At 39.4% G+C, this 18,449-nt stretch carries 13 protein-coding genes, 1 pseudogene and 1 riboswitch; of the genes and pseudogenes, 8 read left to right on the forward strand and 6 right to left on the reverse strand.

The genetic code is table 11. The features are described from left to right. Positions 1–24 precede the first annotated feature (24 nt). Complete coding sequence (gene thiM / locus QTN47_RS03635; RefSeq protein ID WP_369327960.1) at positions 25–819, reverse strand: hydroxyethylthiazole kinase; 795 nt, start codon at positions 817–819, stop codon at positions 25–27. A gap of 49 nt (positions 820–868) precedes the next feature. Beyond that, positions 869–964, reverse strand: a riboswitch (TPP riboswitch). 507 nt (positions 965–1,471) lie between these two features. Between thiM and QTN47_RS03640 the strand changes: the two genes are divergently transcribed. The 3 genes from QTN47_RS03640 (at position 1,472) to QTN47_RS03650 (ending at position 5,737) form a co-directional block, all read left to right on the forward strand. Beyond that, the gene (locus QTN47_RS03640; RefSeq protein WP_369327961.1) at positions 1,472–2,896 is read left to right on the forward strand and encodes a Gfo/Idh/MocA family protein; all 1,425 of its coding nucleotides are present in this window, start codon (positions 1,472–1,474) and stop codon (positions 2,894–2,896) included. Between the two features lie 91 nt (positions 2,897–2,987). Then, positions 2,988–4,247, forward strand: coding sequence for a DUF3472 domain-containing protein (locus QTN47_RS03645; RefSeq protein ID WP_369327962.1), 1,260 nt, complete (start codon positions 2,988–2,990; stop codon positions 4,245–4,247). Positions 4,248–5,212: 965 nt separating this feature from the next. Further along, a complete protein-coding gene (locus QTN47_RS03650; RefSeq protein WP_369327963.1) occupies positions 5,213–5,737 on the forward strand; it encodes a DinB family protein in 525 nt (174 codons plus the stop codon). A 60-nt stretch (positions 5,738–5,797) separates the two neighbouring features. Here the strand turns inward: QTN47_RS03650 and QTN47_RS03655 are convergent, their stop codons facing one another. Continuing rightward, positions 5,798–6,055 carry a hypothetical protein gene (locus QTN47_RS03655; protein ID WP_369327964.1) on the reverse strand — a complete coding sequence of 86 codons (258 nt, stop codon included), beginning with the start codon at positions 6,053–6,055 and terminating at the stop codon, positions 5,798–5,800. 538 nt (positions 6,056–6,593) lie between these two features. On the opposite strand from QTN47_RS03655, the gene QTN47_RS03660 reads away from it, so the two are divergent. The 4 genes from QTN47_RS03660 (at position 6,594) to QTN47_RS03675 (ending at position 10,984) form a co-directional block, all read left to right on the forward strand. Further along, positions 6,594–7,601, forward strand: a complete 1,008-nt coding sequence (locus QTN47_RS03660; RefSeq protein WP_369327965.1) for a glycosyltransferase family 2 protein — start codon at positions 6,594–6,596, stop codon at positions 7,599–7,601. Next, positions 7,598–8,305 carry a hypothetical protein gene (locus tag QTN47_RS03665; protein WP_369327966.1) on the forward strand — a complete coding sequence of 236 codons (708 nt, stop codon included), beginning with the start codon at positions 7,598–7,600 and terminating at the stop codon, positions 8,303–8,305. Before QTN47_RS03660 ends, QTN47_RS03665 begins: the two co-directional genes overlap by 4 nt. 728 nt (positions 8,306–9,033) lie before the next feature. After that, positions 9,034–10,002, forward strand: coding sequence for a hypothetical protein (locus QTN47_RS03670; protein ID WP_369327967.1), 969 nt, complete (start codon positions 9,034–9,036; stop codon positions 10,000–10,002). Positions 10,003–10,057: 55 nt separating this feature from the next. Next, on the forward strand, positions 10,058–10,984 hold the full coding sequence (locus tag QTN47_RS03675) for a class I SAM-dependent methyltransferase (protein WP_369327968.1): 927 nt from the start codon (positions 10,058–10,060) through the stop codon (positions 10,982–10,984). Positions 10,985–11,015: 31 nt separating this feature from the next. Here QTN47_RS03675 and QTN47_RS03680 read toward each other — a convergent pair. The 4 genes and pseudogenes from QTN47_RS03680 to rbp all read right to left on the reverse strand — a co-directional run. After that, positions 11,016–11,408 (reverse strand): annotated as a pseudogene (locus tag QTN47_RS03680) (DUF3472 domain-containing protein); the annotation flags it as partial. Between the two features lie 335 nt (positions 11,409–11,743). Further along, the gene (locus QTN47_RS03685) at positions 11,744–12,304 is read right to left on the reverse strand and encodes a hypothetical protein (RefSeq protein ID WP_369327970.1); all 561 of its coding nucleotides are present in this window, start codon (positions 12,302–12,304) and stop codon (positions 11,744–11,746) included. 425 nt (positions 12,305–12,729) lie between these two features. After that, positions 12,730–13,641, reverse strand: a complete 912-nt coding sequence (locus tag QTN47_RS03690; protein ID WP_369327971.1) for a sugar phosphate isomerase/epimerase family protein — start codon at positions 13,639–13,641, stop codon at positions 12,730–12,732. A gap of 631 nt (positions 13,642–14,272) precedes the next feature. Further along, the gene (gene rbp, locus QTN47_RS03695; protein WP_369327972.1) at positions 14,273–14,581 is read right to left on the reverse strand and encodes an RNA-binding regulator; all 309 of its coding nucleotides are present in this window, start codon (positions 14,579–14,581) and stop codon (positions 14,273–14,275) included. A 368-nt stretch (positions 14,582–14,949) separates the two neighbouring features. Between rbp and QTN47_RS03700 the strand changes: the two genes are divergently transcribed. After that, complete coding sequence (locus QTN47_RS03700; protein ID WP_369327973.1) at positions 14,950–18,375, forward strand: ThuA domain-containing protein; 3,426 nt, start codon at positions 14,950–14,952, stop codon at positions 18,373–18,375. Positions 18,376–18,449 lie beyond the last annotated feature (74 nt).

Below are 18,449 nucleotides of genomic sequence, written 5' to 3' on the forward strand. Positions count from 1 at the left end.
TTGCTCAAATCAATTCCGCCATTGTTAAACAATGTGTACAGTTTCCATAAAAGTTGTTACATCCATTGTATAAAGCGCATCAAGAAAAGCCGTTTGCAATGTTGCTGGTCCGCCTGCTTTTTTCACTGCGACCTCTCCCGCAACTCCCATCATTGCCATTGCTGCGCAGGTGGCCAGGTGCGCATCTGCCTGAACTGCACAAAACGCTCCGGTCAGGGCAGACGCGGTACACCCCATTCCTGTAATCCGGGTCATAAGAGCATGCCCGTTCTTCAAGCCGGTAACCATATCATTGCTGGTGATATAGTCCGTTTCTCCTGAAATGCAAACCACGCATTTAAGTTGATTGCTCAGTTGTTTGGCTGCTTCGATGGCATCATTGCTGGAATGAGTGCTATCCACACCCCTGGTTTTGTTTTCAGCGTTAGCAACAGCAAGTATTTCAGAAGCGTTACCTCTTATAACCGCAGGCCTGTGTATCGCCAGCAATTCCGCGATAACCTGGTTCCGGTAGGCGGTAGCACCTGCACCAACAGGGTCCAGTACCCATGGTTTGTTCTTTGCTTCTGCTGCTTTAATAGCAATTTTCATGCTATTTACCCAGTTGCTGTCCAATGTGCCGATGTTAACTACCAATGCACCGGAAATATTTACCATATCATCCATCTCCTCAGCAGCATGGGCCATTATTGGCGAGGCTCCGGCAGCCAGTAAAGCGTTGGCGTTAAAATTCATTACCACATAGTTCGTAATGCTGTGTACCAGCGGGGATCTTTCTTTAACAGCCACAACCTGCTGCCATAATAATTCTTTTGTCATGAAACTTTTTTTAGCGCGATAGGAGGATGGCCGTGCAAAGAAAGGAACATAGAAAGCCTTTGCTTTTTCCTACGACGGTATTAACCGTATCAGGTACCAAGGGTATCATCTCAGTTCCATAAAAGGAACACCCCTAAAGCGGATGCAAAATAAGGAATTCAGGGGAAAGGTGAAAGCTAAAAGCTTAAAGCCTAAAGCTTAAAGCCTAAGGCGGAGAACCTTAATTTTATGAATGGACAATTGAAAGTTCCTGCCCGACTAACATCGTTCAGGCGGGGAAAATTGACAATGGAATGTGCAAATGAGGGGATATGCAAATGTGCGAATGAGAGAATATGCAAATGAGAGAATATGCAAATGTGCAAATATGGAATGAGTGAAAATGAGATGTGTATGACAACGCTTCCGGTTAGGAAGGCTCATAGCTAAAAGCTGATAGCTGATAGCTAAAATTAAGATCTGGATACGCAAATACAACCCCCGGCGTTAAAAACTAACCTGACACCTGATACCTGATACCTTAAAGCTCAAAGCTGAAAGCTGATAGCTGACAGCTCTACACAAACGTTTGCCTTAATATGCTTTCCCGTGATTTTTATTCGGGTTTATTCAAGAAATTAGCGTTTTACTGTACACACCAAAAAAAGTAGTAATGAAATCTAACCGTAGAAACTTTTTACGCAACATAACTCTTGGTTCAGGAGTACTTGCCGTTGGTTTGCCTTCCATTGGAAAGTCTGCAAATGTTGCAGAAGAAACATTTGATGCAGCACCTCAGAACGGAAAACAACAATTTAACATGAGCGGGTATGCTGCTCCAAAACTGGATAAAGTTCGTATTGGTATTATTGGTCTGGGTATGAGAGGGCCTGGTGCTGTACAAAGAATGTCTTATATAGAAGGTGTTGAAATAAAAGCTTTGTGTGATAAACAGGCTGATCGCGTTGCAAAAGCGCAGAAAATCCTCGAGAAAGCCGGAATTCCGAAAGCAAAGGAATATACCGGTGAAGATGGTTGGAAAGCATTGTGTGAAAGCAATGATATTGATCTTGTGTATATATGCACGCCATGGCATTACCACACGCCAATGGCTGTATATGCAATGAAGAATGGCAAACACGCCTGCACGGAAGTTCCTGCTGCAGTTACAATAGATGAGTGCTGGCAATTGGTGGAGACTTCAGAGAAAACAAAAAAGCATTGTATGATGCTTGAGAATTGTTGCTATGATTTCTTTGAACAACTGACCCTGAACATGGCGCGTAATGGTATGTTCGGTGAATTGATTCATGCAGAAGGCGCTTATTTGCACAACCTGCTTGATCTCAACTTTGATAAGAATGGCTATGCTGATATGTGGAGGCTGAAAGAGAATGCCACAAGAAACGGTAATCTGTATCCAACACATGGTCTTGGACCGATTGCACAATGCATGAACATAAACCGGGGAGACAATTTTGATCACCTGGTTTCTATGTCCAGCAATGATTTTCTAATGGGAGCAGAGGCTAAAAAGAGAGCTGCCAGCGATTCGTTCTACAATCAATTTGTTGGCAAGCCTTACCGTGGTGATATGAATACTACGATCATCCGCACAATTAACGGCAAGACCATTATGCTGCAGCATGATGTTACTTCTCCGCGTCCTTATTCACGTATTCACCTGTTAAGCGGTACAAAAGGCATGGCGAGCAAATGGCCTTCGCCTGAGCGAATTGCACTTGGTGAAGAATGGATGAAAGAAAGTGAATTGAAGGATCTGTACGATAAATACACCACACCATTGGTAAAACATGTTGGCGATATTGCAAAGAAAGTCGGCGGACATGGTGGTATGGATTTCATCATGGACTGGCGCACGATCGATTGTCTGCGTAACGGATTGCCATTAGATCAAAACGTATATGACGCTGCATTGTGGAGCTGTGTTTCTCCGCTTAGTGAAAAATCTGTGGCGAACAGATCTAAGTCCGTTGATGTGCCTGACTTTACGAGAGGAAGCTACAAGACAAACAAGCCTGTGGACCTTACACTTGAAGGTGGTGGTAATACAACGGTTCGCAGTGTAAAATCATAATAGGTTAAAAAGGAAGAAAGCCGGTTGCTTTAGGGCACCGGCTTTTTAATGCCCTGTTGTTATAGAAATTTCAAGAACTATTTTATTTTTTATGAGAAAGATAATTTATACCGCCGTTGCATTGTTAATGGCCAGCGTGGTTATTTATGCGCAGGAGCCCCAAATGCATGTGCCATTAGGTGGAAACACTTTTTTTGACAAGCAAAGCAAAAAGATAAAACTGAATGAAAATGGCATTTCAAACTGGACCGATAATGCCGTTCATCCGGTTGTATATGTGAGGGTAAATAAAACCGGCAGTTTAAAGATTGATCTTAAAGCAAAGTGTAGCTCCGGAAATAGTAAGGTTGGCATTTCCGCCGGAACATCAAAAGCTTCGCTGAACATAACGGATAAAGATTGGAAAGTATATGAAGGGTTTGCATACAACGTTACAGACACCGGTTATATCGCTGTTAAGCTGGAACTATTGAATGGGACTGCGCCCGATATCTCAGATTTAATTATTAGCGGTTCTGCAACAGAAGGGAAAGTGGATTATGTAAGAGATGAGTTTTATTGGGGAAGGAGAGGGCCTTCCGTACATCTCAATTATTTATTGCCGGAAGACAAACAGTTTGAATGGTTTTATAATGAATTAACTATCCCCGTTGGATCGGATCCGCTTGGTTCTTATTTTATGAGCAATGGATTTGGTGAAGGATATTGTGGCATCCAGGTGAATTCGCCTACCGAAAGACGGGTTTTGTTTTCAGTTTGGAGCCCGTTTAAAACAGACGATCCCAAAAGTATTCCTGATTCTGCAAAGATCAAATTGCTTAAACAAGGGGAAGGCGTGCATATTGGCGAGTTTGGCAACGAAGGTTCTGGTGGACAAAGCTATCTCCGTTATAGCTGGAAAGCGGGAAACACTTATAAATTTCTAACGCATGTAAAACCCGACGGCAAAGGAAGAACGGAGTACACTTCTTACTTCTTTGCACCGGAGCAAAATAAATGGATGCTGATAGCTTCTTTTTCACGTCCGCTGACAAATACATACTATAAACACGCGCATTCATTCCTTGAAAATTTTGATCCTGAAATGGGAGCGCACAACCGCAAGGTATTCTGCAACAATCAGTGGGCGATGGACACCAATGGTAACTGGACGGAATTGACGAAAGCGCGTTTTACTGCTGATGCTACAGCAAAAAAAGGTGCACGTTATGATTATGCAGGAGGGGAAGAGAACGGTTCTTTCTACATGACAAATTGCGGGTTCTTTAAAACGTATACGCCGATTAACAGCGTGTTTGAAAGAAAGGCAATGGGTAAACAGCCTGTTATTGATTTTAAAACATTACCGTGATAAGCTTAAAGCCTAAAGCGCAAAGCTTAGAACTGGATCCCGGGGGCAAGCCCGGGATTTTTTTTGAACCATTGAAAGAATTTTTTAAACCATATAAGGCATATAAGAAAATATAAGATGGGACGAAAAACGTACTGGCTCCGAATAGAATGGTTCTTGATACTAGAAAATTTGATTTGTGCTAATGTCTTTCATTCCCTGGTAAACTTTCTGCAACAAGCCCTGAAAGGGCGACCAGCATTAGTCCAGGGCAACGCCCGGGATAATAAATGCAATATCGATTAAGCCCTGAAAGGGCGAAAGCAAAACGAAAAATAGTTTGCATTCCTTTTTATGTTTACGCACTTGAAATGCGTTACAGTTCTTATCCTAAAGATAACCACTGCTCATTTTTAGCATAAAAAACCTATTATTTACGATGGTATAAAAAAGATTGTGGGGAGTTGCTAACGCCCTTTCAGGGCTTGACAAACATTTGTGACCTTGTCCATAGGGCGTTGCCCCATGCTAATGCTCCAAGGCCTTCAGCCTTGGCCATTGAAACTTTTCGCTGTCAGCAATGAACTTTCAACCTTTACATGCAGCCAATGTAGCGAAGTAACCGAAGTAGGTCAATCAAAACCTTTATATCCTTATATGCCTTATGTGCAACTAGTCAATGGTCAATGGTGAAGGTCCGAGCTGGTTAAGTAAATATATTGCCGTTTAAGTGTTATTATTATGATCCCTGGCAAAAGTTCTTATTTGCTCTTATATTTTTTAAATGGTTTAAAAACCTTCGCTTCGGTCAGCTTTAGGCTTTACGCTTTGGGCTTTAAGCTTTCTCAGTTGTTTACGAAGAAACGTTGGCGCGGCCAACACCTTACTTATATGGTTCGATAGTTTTAGCCTTTAAGCTTTGAGCTTTAAGCTTTCACCAGGATCATTAACTTAGCTAATCTTTTAGATGGTTAAATCAAATCAATATGCAACAACCTGAAGTTTGGATGCGTGGTCCCGCAGAGGGTGTGCCATCTTTATTGCAACCCGCGGCACATGCACTTTTACAGGCAAGAGAAGAAGTTAATGAAATAATGAACAACTTTCCGGATAACCTCTTGTGGGAACGGCCGGCAAATGTTGCCTCTCCTGCATTTCATCTGCAACATCTGAGCGGTGTAATTAACCGCCTGCTGACTTATGCAAAAGGAGAAATGCTTAACCAGGAACAATTGGACGCTCTTGCTAAAGAAGGCAAAGAAGACAGCTCCATAACGGTAGCCGGATTGTTGAAACAATTCAACGAACGCATAGACGAAGCAATCAGTCAATTAAAAAATACGGACGAAAAAACACTTACTGATTTTCGAGGCGTGGGCCGCAAACAATTGCCATCAACGGTTCAGGGCTTGTTGTTTCATGCGGCCGAACATACCATGCGGCACCTGGGACAGTTACTGGTAACAGTAAGGATTATCCGAAGTCAGGCAAAACAGCAACGTGGCTTATAAAGACAATCCCTGAAATAAATTACTCCAGGGATTTTTTTATTTGAGTGTATGAAACTGAAACTAAGGTTTGAGTTCTTCCAGTATAATTTCCCTTATTTCTGATTGCTGATTAAAAATATCTGTGAGCTGTAATGTAAGATAGTAAGTCTTCTTTTCTGAAGGCAGGTTGGGAACATGGATGGCTACATTTCTTGCGTCCGGATCGGTGCCTTCCTGCGTTGCGATTGGTTTTCCTGTATGCGCCTGGTTGTCGTACACTGCAATAGTGTAGGAAAGCTGCGGTGCGTTTGAGGTCTTAATTGACCAGTTAACATACATGTTCTTATCATCCTTATCGTAGTAAACACCGGCATCATAAATAGCTGCCGCGTTGATGATGGTTTTTCAATGTTTCATTTAAAAAGGAAGTGATTATCTTTCTTGATGACTTTCACTGCATGATTTTATTTGCAGTCGTTGCAGGCAAAAGGTTTTGCATAAGTTGCTACATCTGGTACAAGTAAATCTGTTGTTAGTAGTTTTTGTAGAAGGTATAATAACTTAAGTATAAATAAATAATATTTTTTTATTAAATAATAAGTTTTATTTATATTAGCAACGTCTAATTAATCTAAAAATATAATATGTCCATACGCCGTTTTTGTAAATTCTGTTTAGGCTATTTAATATTTAAACCAATCTTTAGATAAGTTGCCCTGTGAATTTGCGAAAATTAAGATTAGTTGACATGTCTATTAATTGAAGATGCTAGCGTGTGTTCAATGATCAAAAAATTAAACTTGTGAGCTATATCTATATTGTTTTTTATTGAATAATCATAACTAATTGAGTCCATCACCCCTAAAGCCCATATAATTTGAAAAGTAAATTAGAGTTTCAATCTCTCATATCGGTTGTTGTTCCTTTTTTAAATGAGGAAGATAATGTTGATCTAATGTATAGTGCTCTTTCTGAAGAATTACTATCATCTACCTATGAAATTATTTTTATAGACGACGGTAGTTCTGATAACACTTGGGGGCGAATAATGGGTTGTATCCATTTTGATAAAAAAGTAAAAGGTATAAAACTATCTCGATGTTTTGGGCATCAAAATGCTTTAAAAGCAGGAATTGACATTGCAAAAGGTGATTGTGTAATTACGATCGACGGCGATTTGCAGCAGCCCCCACATGTGATCAATAACTTAATTCAGAAATGGAAAGAAGGGTACAAGATAGTTAACGCAGAAAGAGTATCAAATTCAAATCAAGGTATAATAAAAGGTATTCTTTCTCAATTTTTTTATCTAATATATAAATACCTAAATAAATCTCAGACGCTCAATTGGAATGTTTCTGATTTTCGACTTATGGATCGGCAAGTTGTAAATATTCTAAAAGAAATAAGCGGACAAAATTTATTTATTAGAGGCACCATTCAGTGGATGGGATTTAGGCAATCTTATGTCAAATATCAGCTGCAAAAGAGAGCTTTTGGGCAATCTAAATTTACACTAAAAAAAATGCTTGAATTGGCAAGTATAGGACTAACTTCTGGAGGAATCACGCCTTTGAGATTATCCCTTTTTATGGGATTTATTTTCGCCTTTTTCGCTTTTATTTATTGTCTTTATGCGTTGTATGCGACCATTTTTTTGAAGTCAGTAATGCCGGGATGGGCGTCTGTTATTGCGAGTATATTATTACTATCCGGCGTTCAGCTAATAGTATTAGGGATAATCGGCGAATATATTGGGAAACTTTTTATTCAAAGCAAAAAACATCCTAGTTATATCATCGATGAAATAAGTAAAGATTCATCTGAATTAGTAAAGGATAAGTATTTAGTCAACCCATACAATAATAAAAACAAAAACGAATGAAAAGGACAAAAATCGTCGTTCTAACAGTTTCTATGATTTCTGGATTTATTTTATTTTTTGCTTGTTCAAAAAGAGACAACAAAGACTTATTTGAAGGTTTGAATAGTAACGGGAATCTAGAATATTACCGCAGCATACTCAATTCTAATAAGCTGAGTGGAAAAGAGTTTTATCTGGTGCTTAATAAATATGAAAAACTGGTAAGGGATAGTCTTATACAGGCCTCGAAGTCGGAAAATACACATGAAAATGATAGAGTGCTGGAGAACTCTTTACAGTATGTAACTACGTTAAAATACTGCTCGACGTCCGGAGTCATGACGGGTGCTGGTAATGGTATTTTGCTTCAAACTGGTAGCAACTCAAGTGGATCAATACAGGCTTCAGCATTTGCAATAAGCGGATCGCATGGCACGATCTCTCAAGTTGGAAGTTTGGAGCAAGGAAGTAATTTTCAAGGTGTAAGTACTGTGAGGTTTTACCTTCAAGGGGATTTCAGTACGTCTTCAACTATTAACGGAGGGTATAATACGACTATTGGAACAAGTAACACATCAGTCGGTGCCACCGCTGGGTATTCTTCAACAAGTAGTGGTTATCAATCAAACATCTATGTTGTTACTGCTAATATGCAGAGTGGTTGCCCTGTAGCATTGTCTGCAGTGATTTTGCCGCCCGGTACTTCAATAGAACCTTTGCCTTAAGGCAACTACATTACTTTACAATCGGGGTCGGTGATTAATACTGTTTATCGTTATTATTGTAAGGTTATTTTCGAAAATTAAACAGATAAGACCTGCGCTGAAGTGTCCGCCCTTATCTCGGGCTGTGCTGATTTAAGTAATTCTGTGCAAGATTTTCGGACTAACTCCTTAAAAATTCTTACACTTTCAATACTGCTATATTTTGATTAAAATAGGGATTAATTTATTTTGTATGCTTTGACTAAATCCTATTTTATGCCCGATAGTAGTAGAAATCGATAGATGAGTGCTTAGAATAGCAGCGGCAGGTCTTATTGATGTTTCGTAGGTTTGTTATCATGTATATTACCTCCATAAGTATTTAATCAGTAATGTCAAAAACTGGCACATATTGCGTTTTAAAATACAATGTGCTTGAATGATTATGAACTCCGCCTAAGAACTCAAAGCCACTGATGCCAGGCTATCTATCTATCTATCTATCTTGGTGTTTTATTTTTAGAAAAGATAAAAAAATAAAAATGTCTTTTTATAATCAAAATATTTCGAAATATTTTAGTTGCATTAACTTAGCAATCTTACTTTATTTGTTAATATTCCTTCCAATACTATCGACTAGTTTTATCCCAGATTCGGATGATATTTGGTATGTTGTGGACAATCCGCAATTGGAAAGCTTTCGCTTTAAAGAGGTTTTTTTTAGTTCATATAAGGGGCAATACTCTCCAATGAACACGCTTATTTTATTTTTGATTAAGGAGGCTTTTGGTTTAAAAGCCTTTTATTTCCATTTATATTCCGTTGCATTACATGCTGCTAACACTGTAATTCTCTATAATATCATTTTAATCCTTTTTAGTGGAAAAGAACAATGTAAACATATATCTTTTTTGATCGCATTTTTATTTTTATTCCATCCTCTACAAATAGAGGCAGTGGCCTGGATATCGGCAAGTAAGTGGTTATTGGTTACTTTTTTCATGCTTTTGTCAGTTTTGTTTTATTTACAATACACTATTCACTCAAATTCCGGTTGTTTTGTTTACAGTTTTTTGTTTTTTTTTCTGGCTTTCTTATCAAAAGAAGTAAGCGTAGTTCTCCCCTTATTACTTCTAGTTATTGAAATTTTCTTTTTAAAAAGAGGTTTTTTTGCAATGAGAATTCTACTTCCTTATTTTGGTTTTTCTCTGATTTTCGGAATTGTCACTTTGCAGTTCCCAATTTTTCAACCAGATATGCAGCAGCTAAGAATAGAGGGAACTTTTAATTTTGTGGATAATATTGTTTTTAGCTTCGGTTGTCTAGCTGACTATTTTTTTTACTTGATCATTCCCATTCATAGAGGATGGGCTCTTGGTCTTATTACTGGACAAGAAAATATGCTGCCTACCGCATCAGCAGTCGTGGTAATAATTTTTTGTGTTGGGTTATATTATTTTACAGATGATATCAAGTTGATGGGCTGTTTTTTATTTTTCGTTACTAGTGTCTTTTTTACATTGCCAATTTTTCCCGCAATAAAGACCTGTCTCATTGCTGATAGATATGTTTATTTTGCGGGAATAGGTATATGGAGCAGTCTGATCTATATGCTCCATGACAAAAATAATTATATAAAAGCACTTTTGTATTCGTATATGCTGTACTTGGTAATTTTTGATTTAATCGAAACCGGAAAGTGGTATAATGTATTGTGATTGTACTTCGTGGATTATTTAATTGGTAGCTGACATCAGTAAATTATTTATATAAATGCCAACACACAAAATTAATTGCACCTTTTGCGGTAGCAGCAACACACTCCTGCTTTATAAACATAAGTACCATCCATACATTACTCAACATGGGCCAATCGATTTTTATAAATGCAAATATTGCAAGTCAGGTTTTACTTATCCATTGCCAACATCCACTTCCCTCGCAAATCTATATGCTTCTTTTTGTGACGGTCTAAATCCAAATACTAAAAAGATGAGACTGGAAAGTTCTTTTGATAAGTGGTTTAACCAATGTATTAATAATGCGCTCAATTATAGCCAGAAGAAGTACACTTCGAAAGATTATTTTACATGGATAGATATTGGTGCAGGAGGGGGAGAGCTCTCGAAATTAATGTCAAAAAAATTTCCTAGATCGAAAGGAGTAGCGATCGATTTTCATCCTAGACCAAAATTTCTTGATGATTGTAAAAATCTCGAGTGGCTGCAAGTAGACTTAAATAAAAAAGGATTTGGATCTATTTTTAGATCAAAATTTGATTTAGTATTCTCAATCACAGTTATAGAACATATACTTATACCTAATGTATTTATATCAGACTGCTTGTCTATCATGAAAAATACAGGGACCTTTTACATCACGGCACCAGCATTTGGGAGCTTAGCTTCCAGAATTTTAAAGGGACGTTGGTCGTATTTAATATTTGGTGAACATATAAATATACCATCGAAAAGAGGGATTATATTGCTGATGAGTCAAGAGGCTAACAATAAACAATTTAATAAACCTATTATTTTTTCTCGCTCTATAATTCTGCCATATCCGTTGGTTTACTACTTAAAGCATTTTGGACTTAATAATATCGCAAATTTTTTTTCGGAAAAAATTTGTTTGTCACTTCCTACAGGAATTCTGGAAGCGGGCGTGTGTTTTAAAAATGAACCCCTGACTTCACGATAGCTATATAGTGTTTGAACGAAGCCGAATGATGCTATTCTTTTTTTGTATGATCATAAATAAAGTATCCTACTTGTGTTTTGTCTCCGCCTGTATACCACCTACGGACAACATTTGTATACCATTGTCCTGGCACCCAGCCAAAATCACAATATGAATGCTGGCCGATTCCTTCTCCACCAAATCCATCAAAAGTCATGGGATCTTTATACACAGCGTGGATTTGCACTTTATTCGGAAAATCCAAAATAGAAAAAATGTTGTTCAAGGGAATACTATGCTCACCTTTTCCATTTTTGTTTTGCAAGCCACAGTTGCCGCCGCTTTTGCCGATACCAAACTGTACCGCGCATGTGTATGTATAAGGCGCGTTGCCTTCCGCTGGTGTCATTACATCTGCCATCAACAGATCGGCAGTTGCGCTCGTTTGAAATTTAGCGCCAACATATGGTCTTCATTTTGGGCAGGATTGGGCCTTCAGTTTATCTGCATGGATAACTGACGCAAAAAGCAAGGCGAGTAAAAGAGTTCTTTTCATATTTGTTCATGCTAAAAAGAACTGCATCTTTCGGACGTCGCCGTAAAGATGCAGTTTTGGTTAAGATAATAAGCTTTACTGAAAATGAAGCAGTGAATGCTATCTATGCGTAATGTTTAAAATTTTCAGGTCAATCAGGTATGATCCGGGTACTTGTACACGCATTGGTATTCTTATGGAAAAATCATACCCGGTCATCTTTAAAAGAGCCAAGATAATGTGGGTCAGCTTTGTCCTGGGTAGTAGCCGCCACCAACATTCGCAGCCCATGTTGCTGTACTGTCTATATGAACAAATTTTGTTGGTATGCGATAATACACATTGTATCCATTACCCAATGATGCGATAGGAAATGGAACCAGCGGGAATTTTAAGAACATAGCTGTATCCAGTGCTTTGTAGATATCCGGTGCATAATCCTGTAAGTTTTGTAAAAAAGGCGGCGTTGGATTTAAACCTGAATTCGGGCGTTTTGCAACCTCACCTTTTGCGGGATTGAATACCTGGCCGTTCTTATCAGTTATTCTTACAATTACAACATTTGGTGTATCTGCAAAGCGGGTGATTTTTTCAACAACAAACGGATTGTTGGTTCCGTTAAAAAGCAAATTATTGGTTGGACCGCTTGCAGTATTAGCAAAGCCGGCCCAAGAGTCTACTTCATCAAGGATAGGCAACCTGTTGCGTGCAAAATTCTGCACGTTTACGCCAATCGCGTTGAGCTGTTGCTGCTGAGACTTGTTGATCACTGTTCTTTTCCACGAGAACGTGCATACAACGGACATCGAAAATTTTTTATAACTGATATCATTGGTGAAGCCGCCTGTGAACCTGGGGTTTCGGATTACTATATTTATAATTAATTAAATAATTTATATATTAAATATAAAAATGCAAACGTTTGATTATTAATTATCAAACGTTTGTGTTCTAATTTTAGTTTTAGACATTAAAAGCGGGTTATTAATAGAAGTTATTCTATTTTTATGCAGATCAATTATTGGGGAAATTGGGCTATGTTGATCGGGCATGTGCAGTATGCAGGTGCGAATTTTTCTTTGCGATATGGGTTGATGCGGGATAACGAGTTAAACGATGAGAAAATGTGGCAAATCCCTTTGTAAAAAGAAACCTTTGGCGAATGGGCTAAAATAAAAAATGCCACATCACTCAGATAAATGATGCGGCATTTTTATTTTATTGGAATTGTTTAGTAACCCCAGCTCTTCATTATTTTGAAATCTTCTTTTACAGTATCCAGCGGAGCCATTCCCTGGTAAGATTCCTGTTCAATGATGAATTGAGTTGTTCCACCTGATTTTCTTCCAAGGTCCACAATCTCTTTTACAGGAATAACGCCTTTACCAAGCACAGTGCTCTCATATCCGCCCATTTCACCTTTCTCACTTTTGATCTCGTCTTTTACGTGCATTGACTCAAATCTTCCGGGATATTTTTTCATGATGTCCAATGCTCTTCCGCCAGCGCCATACATATTACCGATATCAAGCTGCTGAACCACCAGTTTGGGATCTGTATTTTGGAGGATCAGATCAAACAGTTTTTCACCACCAAGTTGTGTGCTGAATTCAAAATCGTGGTTATGGTAGCCGAAGCGCATTCCTGATTTTTTACAAAGCTCACCACTCTTGTTAAACACTTCCATATAGCGTTTAAAATCGTTGATGTCTTTGCGCAAGCTTTCATCCAGCCACGGACTGATCACGATTTGCTGGCCAACAGTTGCAGCATCTTCCACAGTGTATTTCCATGCATCGGTAAAGTCTTTTTTACTTTCGTCCCAGTGGTTGCGGGCCATAACAGTATGTCCGCTTGGCATGGAAAGGCCAAGATCGCTCAATACTTTTTTAAATTCTGTTGCTGAATAACCATAAAATTTCCGGTTGATGTAATTAGCGTGCTCAACATTTTTATAACCCATATCAGCCAGCGCTTTTAGTGTGGCCAATGGATCTTTCTTCATATCATCTCTTACAGAATACAACTGAACACCTAATAATTCATTTTTGCTTTTAGCGGCAAACAGTTCGTTGGACAACATGCTGCTTCCGGCAACAAACAGCGCGCTTGTTTTCAAAAAATTTCTGCGGGATTGATGCATATAAGTTTGTTTTGTTTTGGCAAGAAAGGAATAAATATAATTGAAAATGTGCAAATGAGGGAATGTGCAAATGGGAGAATGAAATTGACAATTGAAAGTTGACAATTGAAAATGGGGGATGTGCAAATTAGAGAATGTGCGAATATGCGAATGGAGAAATGTAATTGAAAATTGAAAAGTGACAATTGAAAATGGGAGAGACAGAATGTGCAAATATGAGAATGTGCGAATATGCTAATGGAGGGGAGAGTTGATAATCGATGAAAACCTTATCGAACAGACGCTTTCACCACCGACGTCGTTACCCAGTTATAAAAAATAAATTCAGTGTCACTTCGATAAGTATCTGAAGGGGCGGTGGCAATAGCACAGGGCACCGCCCTGTGGACAAAAATCGAGGCCGAGTAACCCCTGAAAGGGCGAAGGCAAATAAGTCAATTAATTCGGCAATTGTCAAAGCCTGTCCTTCAGACCTTAGACCTCATTCCTTACACCTTACGCCTGCTGAAACCTGATACCTGATACCCGCCCAGCTCATAGCTCAAAGCTGACAGCTCATAGCTAAAATAAGAAGAGAGCTCATTGCTGAACTCTCTTCCCGGTTATTTTTGACAACTGTTGCAGTTGATGATTACCATCTGCTGCCGTTGTTGCTGTAAGAGCGTCTGTTGCCACCGCCACCGTTGTTGCTTTTTTCTTCTCTTGGTTTAGCAACTGTAACGTTGATAGCGCGACCTTCTACGTGCGCACCATTCAATTCTTTGATAGCTTTTTCTGCTGCAGCGTCATCAGTCATTTCAACGAAACCGAAGCCACGGCTGCGCTGAGTAAATTTGTCCATAATAACTTTTGCAGAAGAAACATCACCATACTCTTCGAAAAAACCTCTTAAGTCATCATCTTCAACGTTGAAGCTTAAGTTTGAAACATAAATGTTCATGATAAATAATTAACTTTTTAATTAATATCTGAGAAAAAACAGGGCGTAAAGAAGGCTTTATGGCTAAATGCGAAATGCGTAGCAGATGCGTAGCAGAAAGATCGATCAATTACTAAATACTGTAAAACTCAAATTAACGAGGCGAAGGTAAGCTTAAACTTATAGCGAACAAAATATTTAAAAAAGGCAACATAGATTTAACGTAAAAGAAAACCTATATTTAGTCCTCGTTTTTATACCAAAACAGCCTTAATGCCTGCTGCATTTGGATTTCTGCATTAAAAAACCGGCGGAAGGTCGATTTTTTGCAAAATTTCAATCGGTTGCATTCTGTTAACATTTATATTTGATACGCTCAAAAACAATCAATGAAAAACATTTTACGATTTAGCTTTGCCATTTTAGTGGTAAGTGCCTTGTTGCTTGGCTGTAGCCAGAAAAGGTCGGGAAATCCCAGGATTCTTGTTTTTACAAAAACTGCAGGGTTTCACCATAGTTCCATTCCCGCCGGTGTTAAAGCCATTCAGCAACTGGCTGCGGAAAATAAATTCGATGTTGACACTACTTCCGATGCCGAAATGTTTACAGAAGATACACTTAAAAAGTATTCGGCTGTTGTGTTTTTAAGTACCACCGGAAATTTATTGACTAGCTACCAGGAAGCCGATTTCGAAAGGTATATCCAGGCCGGTGGCGGTTACGTGGGGATTCACGCTGCCTCTGACGCCGAATATGACTGGGGCTGGTACGGCAGACTTGTCGGCGGTTATTTTGATAGTCATCCTGCCCAACAGGAAGCTGTAATAAAAGTGGTTGATGCCAATAATGAGGCAACCAAACACCTGCCGGCAACATGGAAAAGGTTGGACGAATGGTATAATTTCAAAAAGCTGAATCCCGATGTACATGTATTGCTTGCGATTGACGAGAAAAGTTACCAGGGAGGTACAAACGGAGACAATCACCCCATGGCATGGTACCATGATTATGATGGTGGCCGTGCATGGTATACTGAGCTGGGCCATACTGACGAATCTTACAGCGATCCCAATTACCTGAAACATATTTTGGCAGGTATTAAATATGCCATCGGTGAAAACAAAAATCTTGATTATGCAAAAGCTAAGAGCTTGCGCGTACCGGAGGAAGACAGGTTTACAAAAGTGCAGCTGGTTCAGGGTACATTTTTCGAGCCTACCGAGTTAACCGTGCTGCCTAATCTTGACATCCTTGTTTCTCAACGCAGGGGAGAGGTATTGCTTTATAAAAATGACACAAAAACAGTTAAACAGGCGGGCTTCCTGAATGTGTATTATAAAACTGTTCATACGCCAGGTGTAAATGCTGAAGAGGGTTTGCTTGGTATTCAAAAAGATCCTGATTTCGCAAAAAATCACTTCATTTATTTATATTATAGTCCGGTAGATACTTCTGTAAACAGGTTATCACGTTTTACCTTAAATAACGACACAATCGATCCGAAATCGGAGAAAGTGATCCTTCAGCTCTATTCTCAAAGAGAGATCTGTTGTCATACAGGCGGTTCCATCGCCTTTGGTAAGAACAGAGAACTGTTTGTTTCCACCGGAGATAACTCAACGCCGTTTGATGAGCCTAATCAAAAATATGTGAGCCATGGATATGCACCGCTGGACGACAGACCGGGCCATCAGCAATATGACGTTCGTCGCAGCTCCGGCAATACAAATGACCTTCGCGGAAAAATATTACGCATCATCGTAAATGAAGATGGTACATACAGCATTCCTGAAGGAAACCTTTTCCCGAAAGATGAAAAGAAAGCACGTCCCGAAATTTATGTAATGGGTGATCGTAATCCATACCGTATTTCTGTGGATCCTAAAAATAACTATTTGTACTGGGGTGAAGTAGGTCCGGATGCGAATACTGACAGCCTGGATACGCGCGGACCACGTGGTTACGATGAAGTTAACCAGGCAAGGAAAGCCGGTTACTTTGGATGGCCACTGTTTATCGGGAACAACTATCCTTATCATGCATACGATTATGCAACAGGTACAACAGGTGCAGCATTTGATCCTAAAAAGCCGATCAACAATTCAAAGAATAATACAGGTTTAACAGAATTGCCTCCTGCACAGCCGGCATTTATCTGGTATCCTTATGGTGAGTCGAAAGAATTCCCTTCACTTGGTTCTGGCGGAAGAACTGCAATGGCTGGTCCGGTTTATTATTCAGACCTGTATCCTAAGGAAACAAGGTTCCCTGATTATTACAACGGTAAGTTCTTCTTCTATGAATGGATCCGCGGCTTCATTAAACCAGTTACCATGTTACCAAATGGTGATTTTGACAAGATGGAATCGTTTATGCCCGACACGAAATTCAATGCGCCAATTGATATGGACCTTGGCCCCGACGGCAGATTGTATATCCTTGAATATGGTAACGGGTGGTTTACAAAGAATGCGGATGCTGGCCTGGTTCGTATCGACTACAACGGTGGTAACCGCGCGCCAAAAATTGCAGGCATTACTGTTGATAAAACGTCAGGAACACTTCCTTTAACTGTAAATATTGCTGTTGAAGCAAAAGACCCAGAGCGCGATGCACTTACTTATATATGGACGCTTGGTGACGGCACAACAAAGGAAACAAAAGAACCTTCTTTAAAATACACGTTCAATAAAGCCGGTGATTACAATATTTCTGTTGATGTGAAAGATGATAAAAACGCAACGTCAAAAAGCGATATTGTAAATGTATATGCAGGTAATGAAGCGCCGACTGTTAATGTGGCCGTAGAAGGTAATCAAACATTCTATTTTCCCGGCACGCCAGTAAAATATGCTGTTGCAATTGAAGACAAAGACGATACAGCAAAAGTGAAAGATCCGGCTGATCTTGTTGTGACTGCAAACTATATTGAAGGGTCTGATAAAGCAGCCATGCCGCAGGGACACCAGGTAATGAGTGCCGCAGCTAATGGCAAGAACCTGATGCTTTCTTTTGATTGTAAAGCTTGTCATAAGGTAGATGAAAAATCAATCGGACCAGCATTTACAGCTGTTTCCCAGAAATATGCAAAGAATCCGAATGCAATGGCATATCTCACCAATAAGATAACTAAAGGTGGCGGCGGTGTTTGGGGCGAAACTGCCATGTCTGCACATCCTGATATTAAAGAAGGGGACCTGAAACAAATTGTTTCGTGGATCCTTTCACTGGAAGCTAATAAGAATGTAAAATCATTGCCTGCAAGCGGTTCTGTTTCTCCAACAATGAATCAACCATTGAAGGATCGCGGCATACTGTATATTTCTGCTACTTATACTGACAAAGGCGGGGCTAACATTAAACCTTTAAGTGGCAGCGCGACAACGGAACTTCGCAACAGCAAAATGACTTTTGGCCGCATCCAGAAAATGCAGGACTTCTCTAAAAACTTTTTCAACGGGACAGCCTATATGTTGGTTCCAAAAACAACTGGATGGTTTGCTGTTGAAGATATAGATCTGACAGGAATTAAGCAGGCTGCATTAACATTGGGCTGGTTAACTCAGCCGGTTGGCGCGTTCACATTTGAATTGCACCTGGATGCACCTGACGGAAAGAAATTAGGCGAATTAACCTTTAATGGAGCTGCCGGAAAAGATGAGAGCAAGAAACCAAAATCCCAGGTTGTATCAGCAAAAGTAGAGCCTGTTACAGATGGTAAAAAACACACAGTATATGTTGTAAGCAAAGCAAAAGACGCAAGCGGCGGAAATAACATGCTTGCACTTTCTTCACTGGAGTTGATGAATAAATAATCATTTTTGAAACGATATAAAAAGCCCGGAGCAAATTGTTCCGGGCTTTTTTGCAAGTTTTGTAATTGCCCTAC

The sequence above is a fragment of the Danxiaibacter flavus genome (assembly GCF_041060425.1).
GTDB lineage: Bacteria > Bacteroidota > Bacteroidia > Chitinophagales > Chitinophagaceae > Danxiaibacter > Danxiaibacter flavus.

Coding starts and splice junctions, on each gene's coding strand:
- thiM (WP_369327960.1), bottom strand. CDS start 819: ATGACAAAAGAATTATTATGGCAGCAGGTTGTGGCTGTTAAAGAAAGA.
- QTN47_RS03640 (WP_369327961.1), top strand. CDS start 1,472: ATGAAATCTAACCGTAGAAACTTTTTACGCAACATAACTCTTGGTTCA.
- QTN47_RS03645 (WP_369327962.1), top strand. CDS start 2,988: ATGAGAAAGATAATTTATACCGCCGTTGCATTGTTAATGGCCAGCGTG.
- QTN47_RS03650 (WP_369327963.1), top strand. CDS start 5,213: ATGCAACAACCTGAAGTTTGGATGCGTGGTCCCGCAGAGGGTGTGCCA.
- QTN47_RS03655 (WP_369327964.1), bottom strand. CDS start 6,055: ATGTATGTTAACTGGTCAATTAAGACCTCAAACGCACCGCAGCTTTCC.
- QTN47_RS03665 (WP_369327966.1), top strand. CDS start 7,598: ATGAAAAGGACAAAAATCGTCGTTCTAACAGTTTCTATGATTTCTGGA.
- QTN47_RS03670 (WP_369327967.1), top strand. CDS start 9,034: ATGAACACGCTTATTTTATTTTTGATTAAGGAGGCTTTTGGTTTAAAA.
- QTN47_RS03675 (WP_369327968.1), top strand. CDS start 10,058: ATGCCAACACACAAAATTAATTGCACCTTTTGCGGTAGCAGCAACACA.
- QTN47_RS03685 (WP_369327970.1), bottom strand. CDS start 12,304: ATGTCCGTTGTATGCACGTTCTCGTGGAAAAGAACAGTGATCAACAAG.
- QTN47_RS03690 (WP_369327971.1), bottom strand. CDS start 13,641: ATGCATCAATCCCGCAGAAATTTTTTGAAAACAAGCGCGCTGTTTGTT.
- rbp (WP_369327972.1), bottom strand. CDS start 14,581: ATGAACATTTATGTTTCAAACTTAAGCTTCAACGTTGAAGATGATGAC.
- QTN47_RS03700 (WP_369327973.1), top strand. CDS start 14,950: ATGAAAAACATTTTACGATTTAGCTTTGCCATTTTAGTGGTAAGTGCC.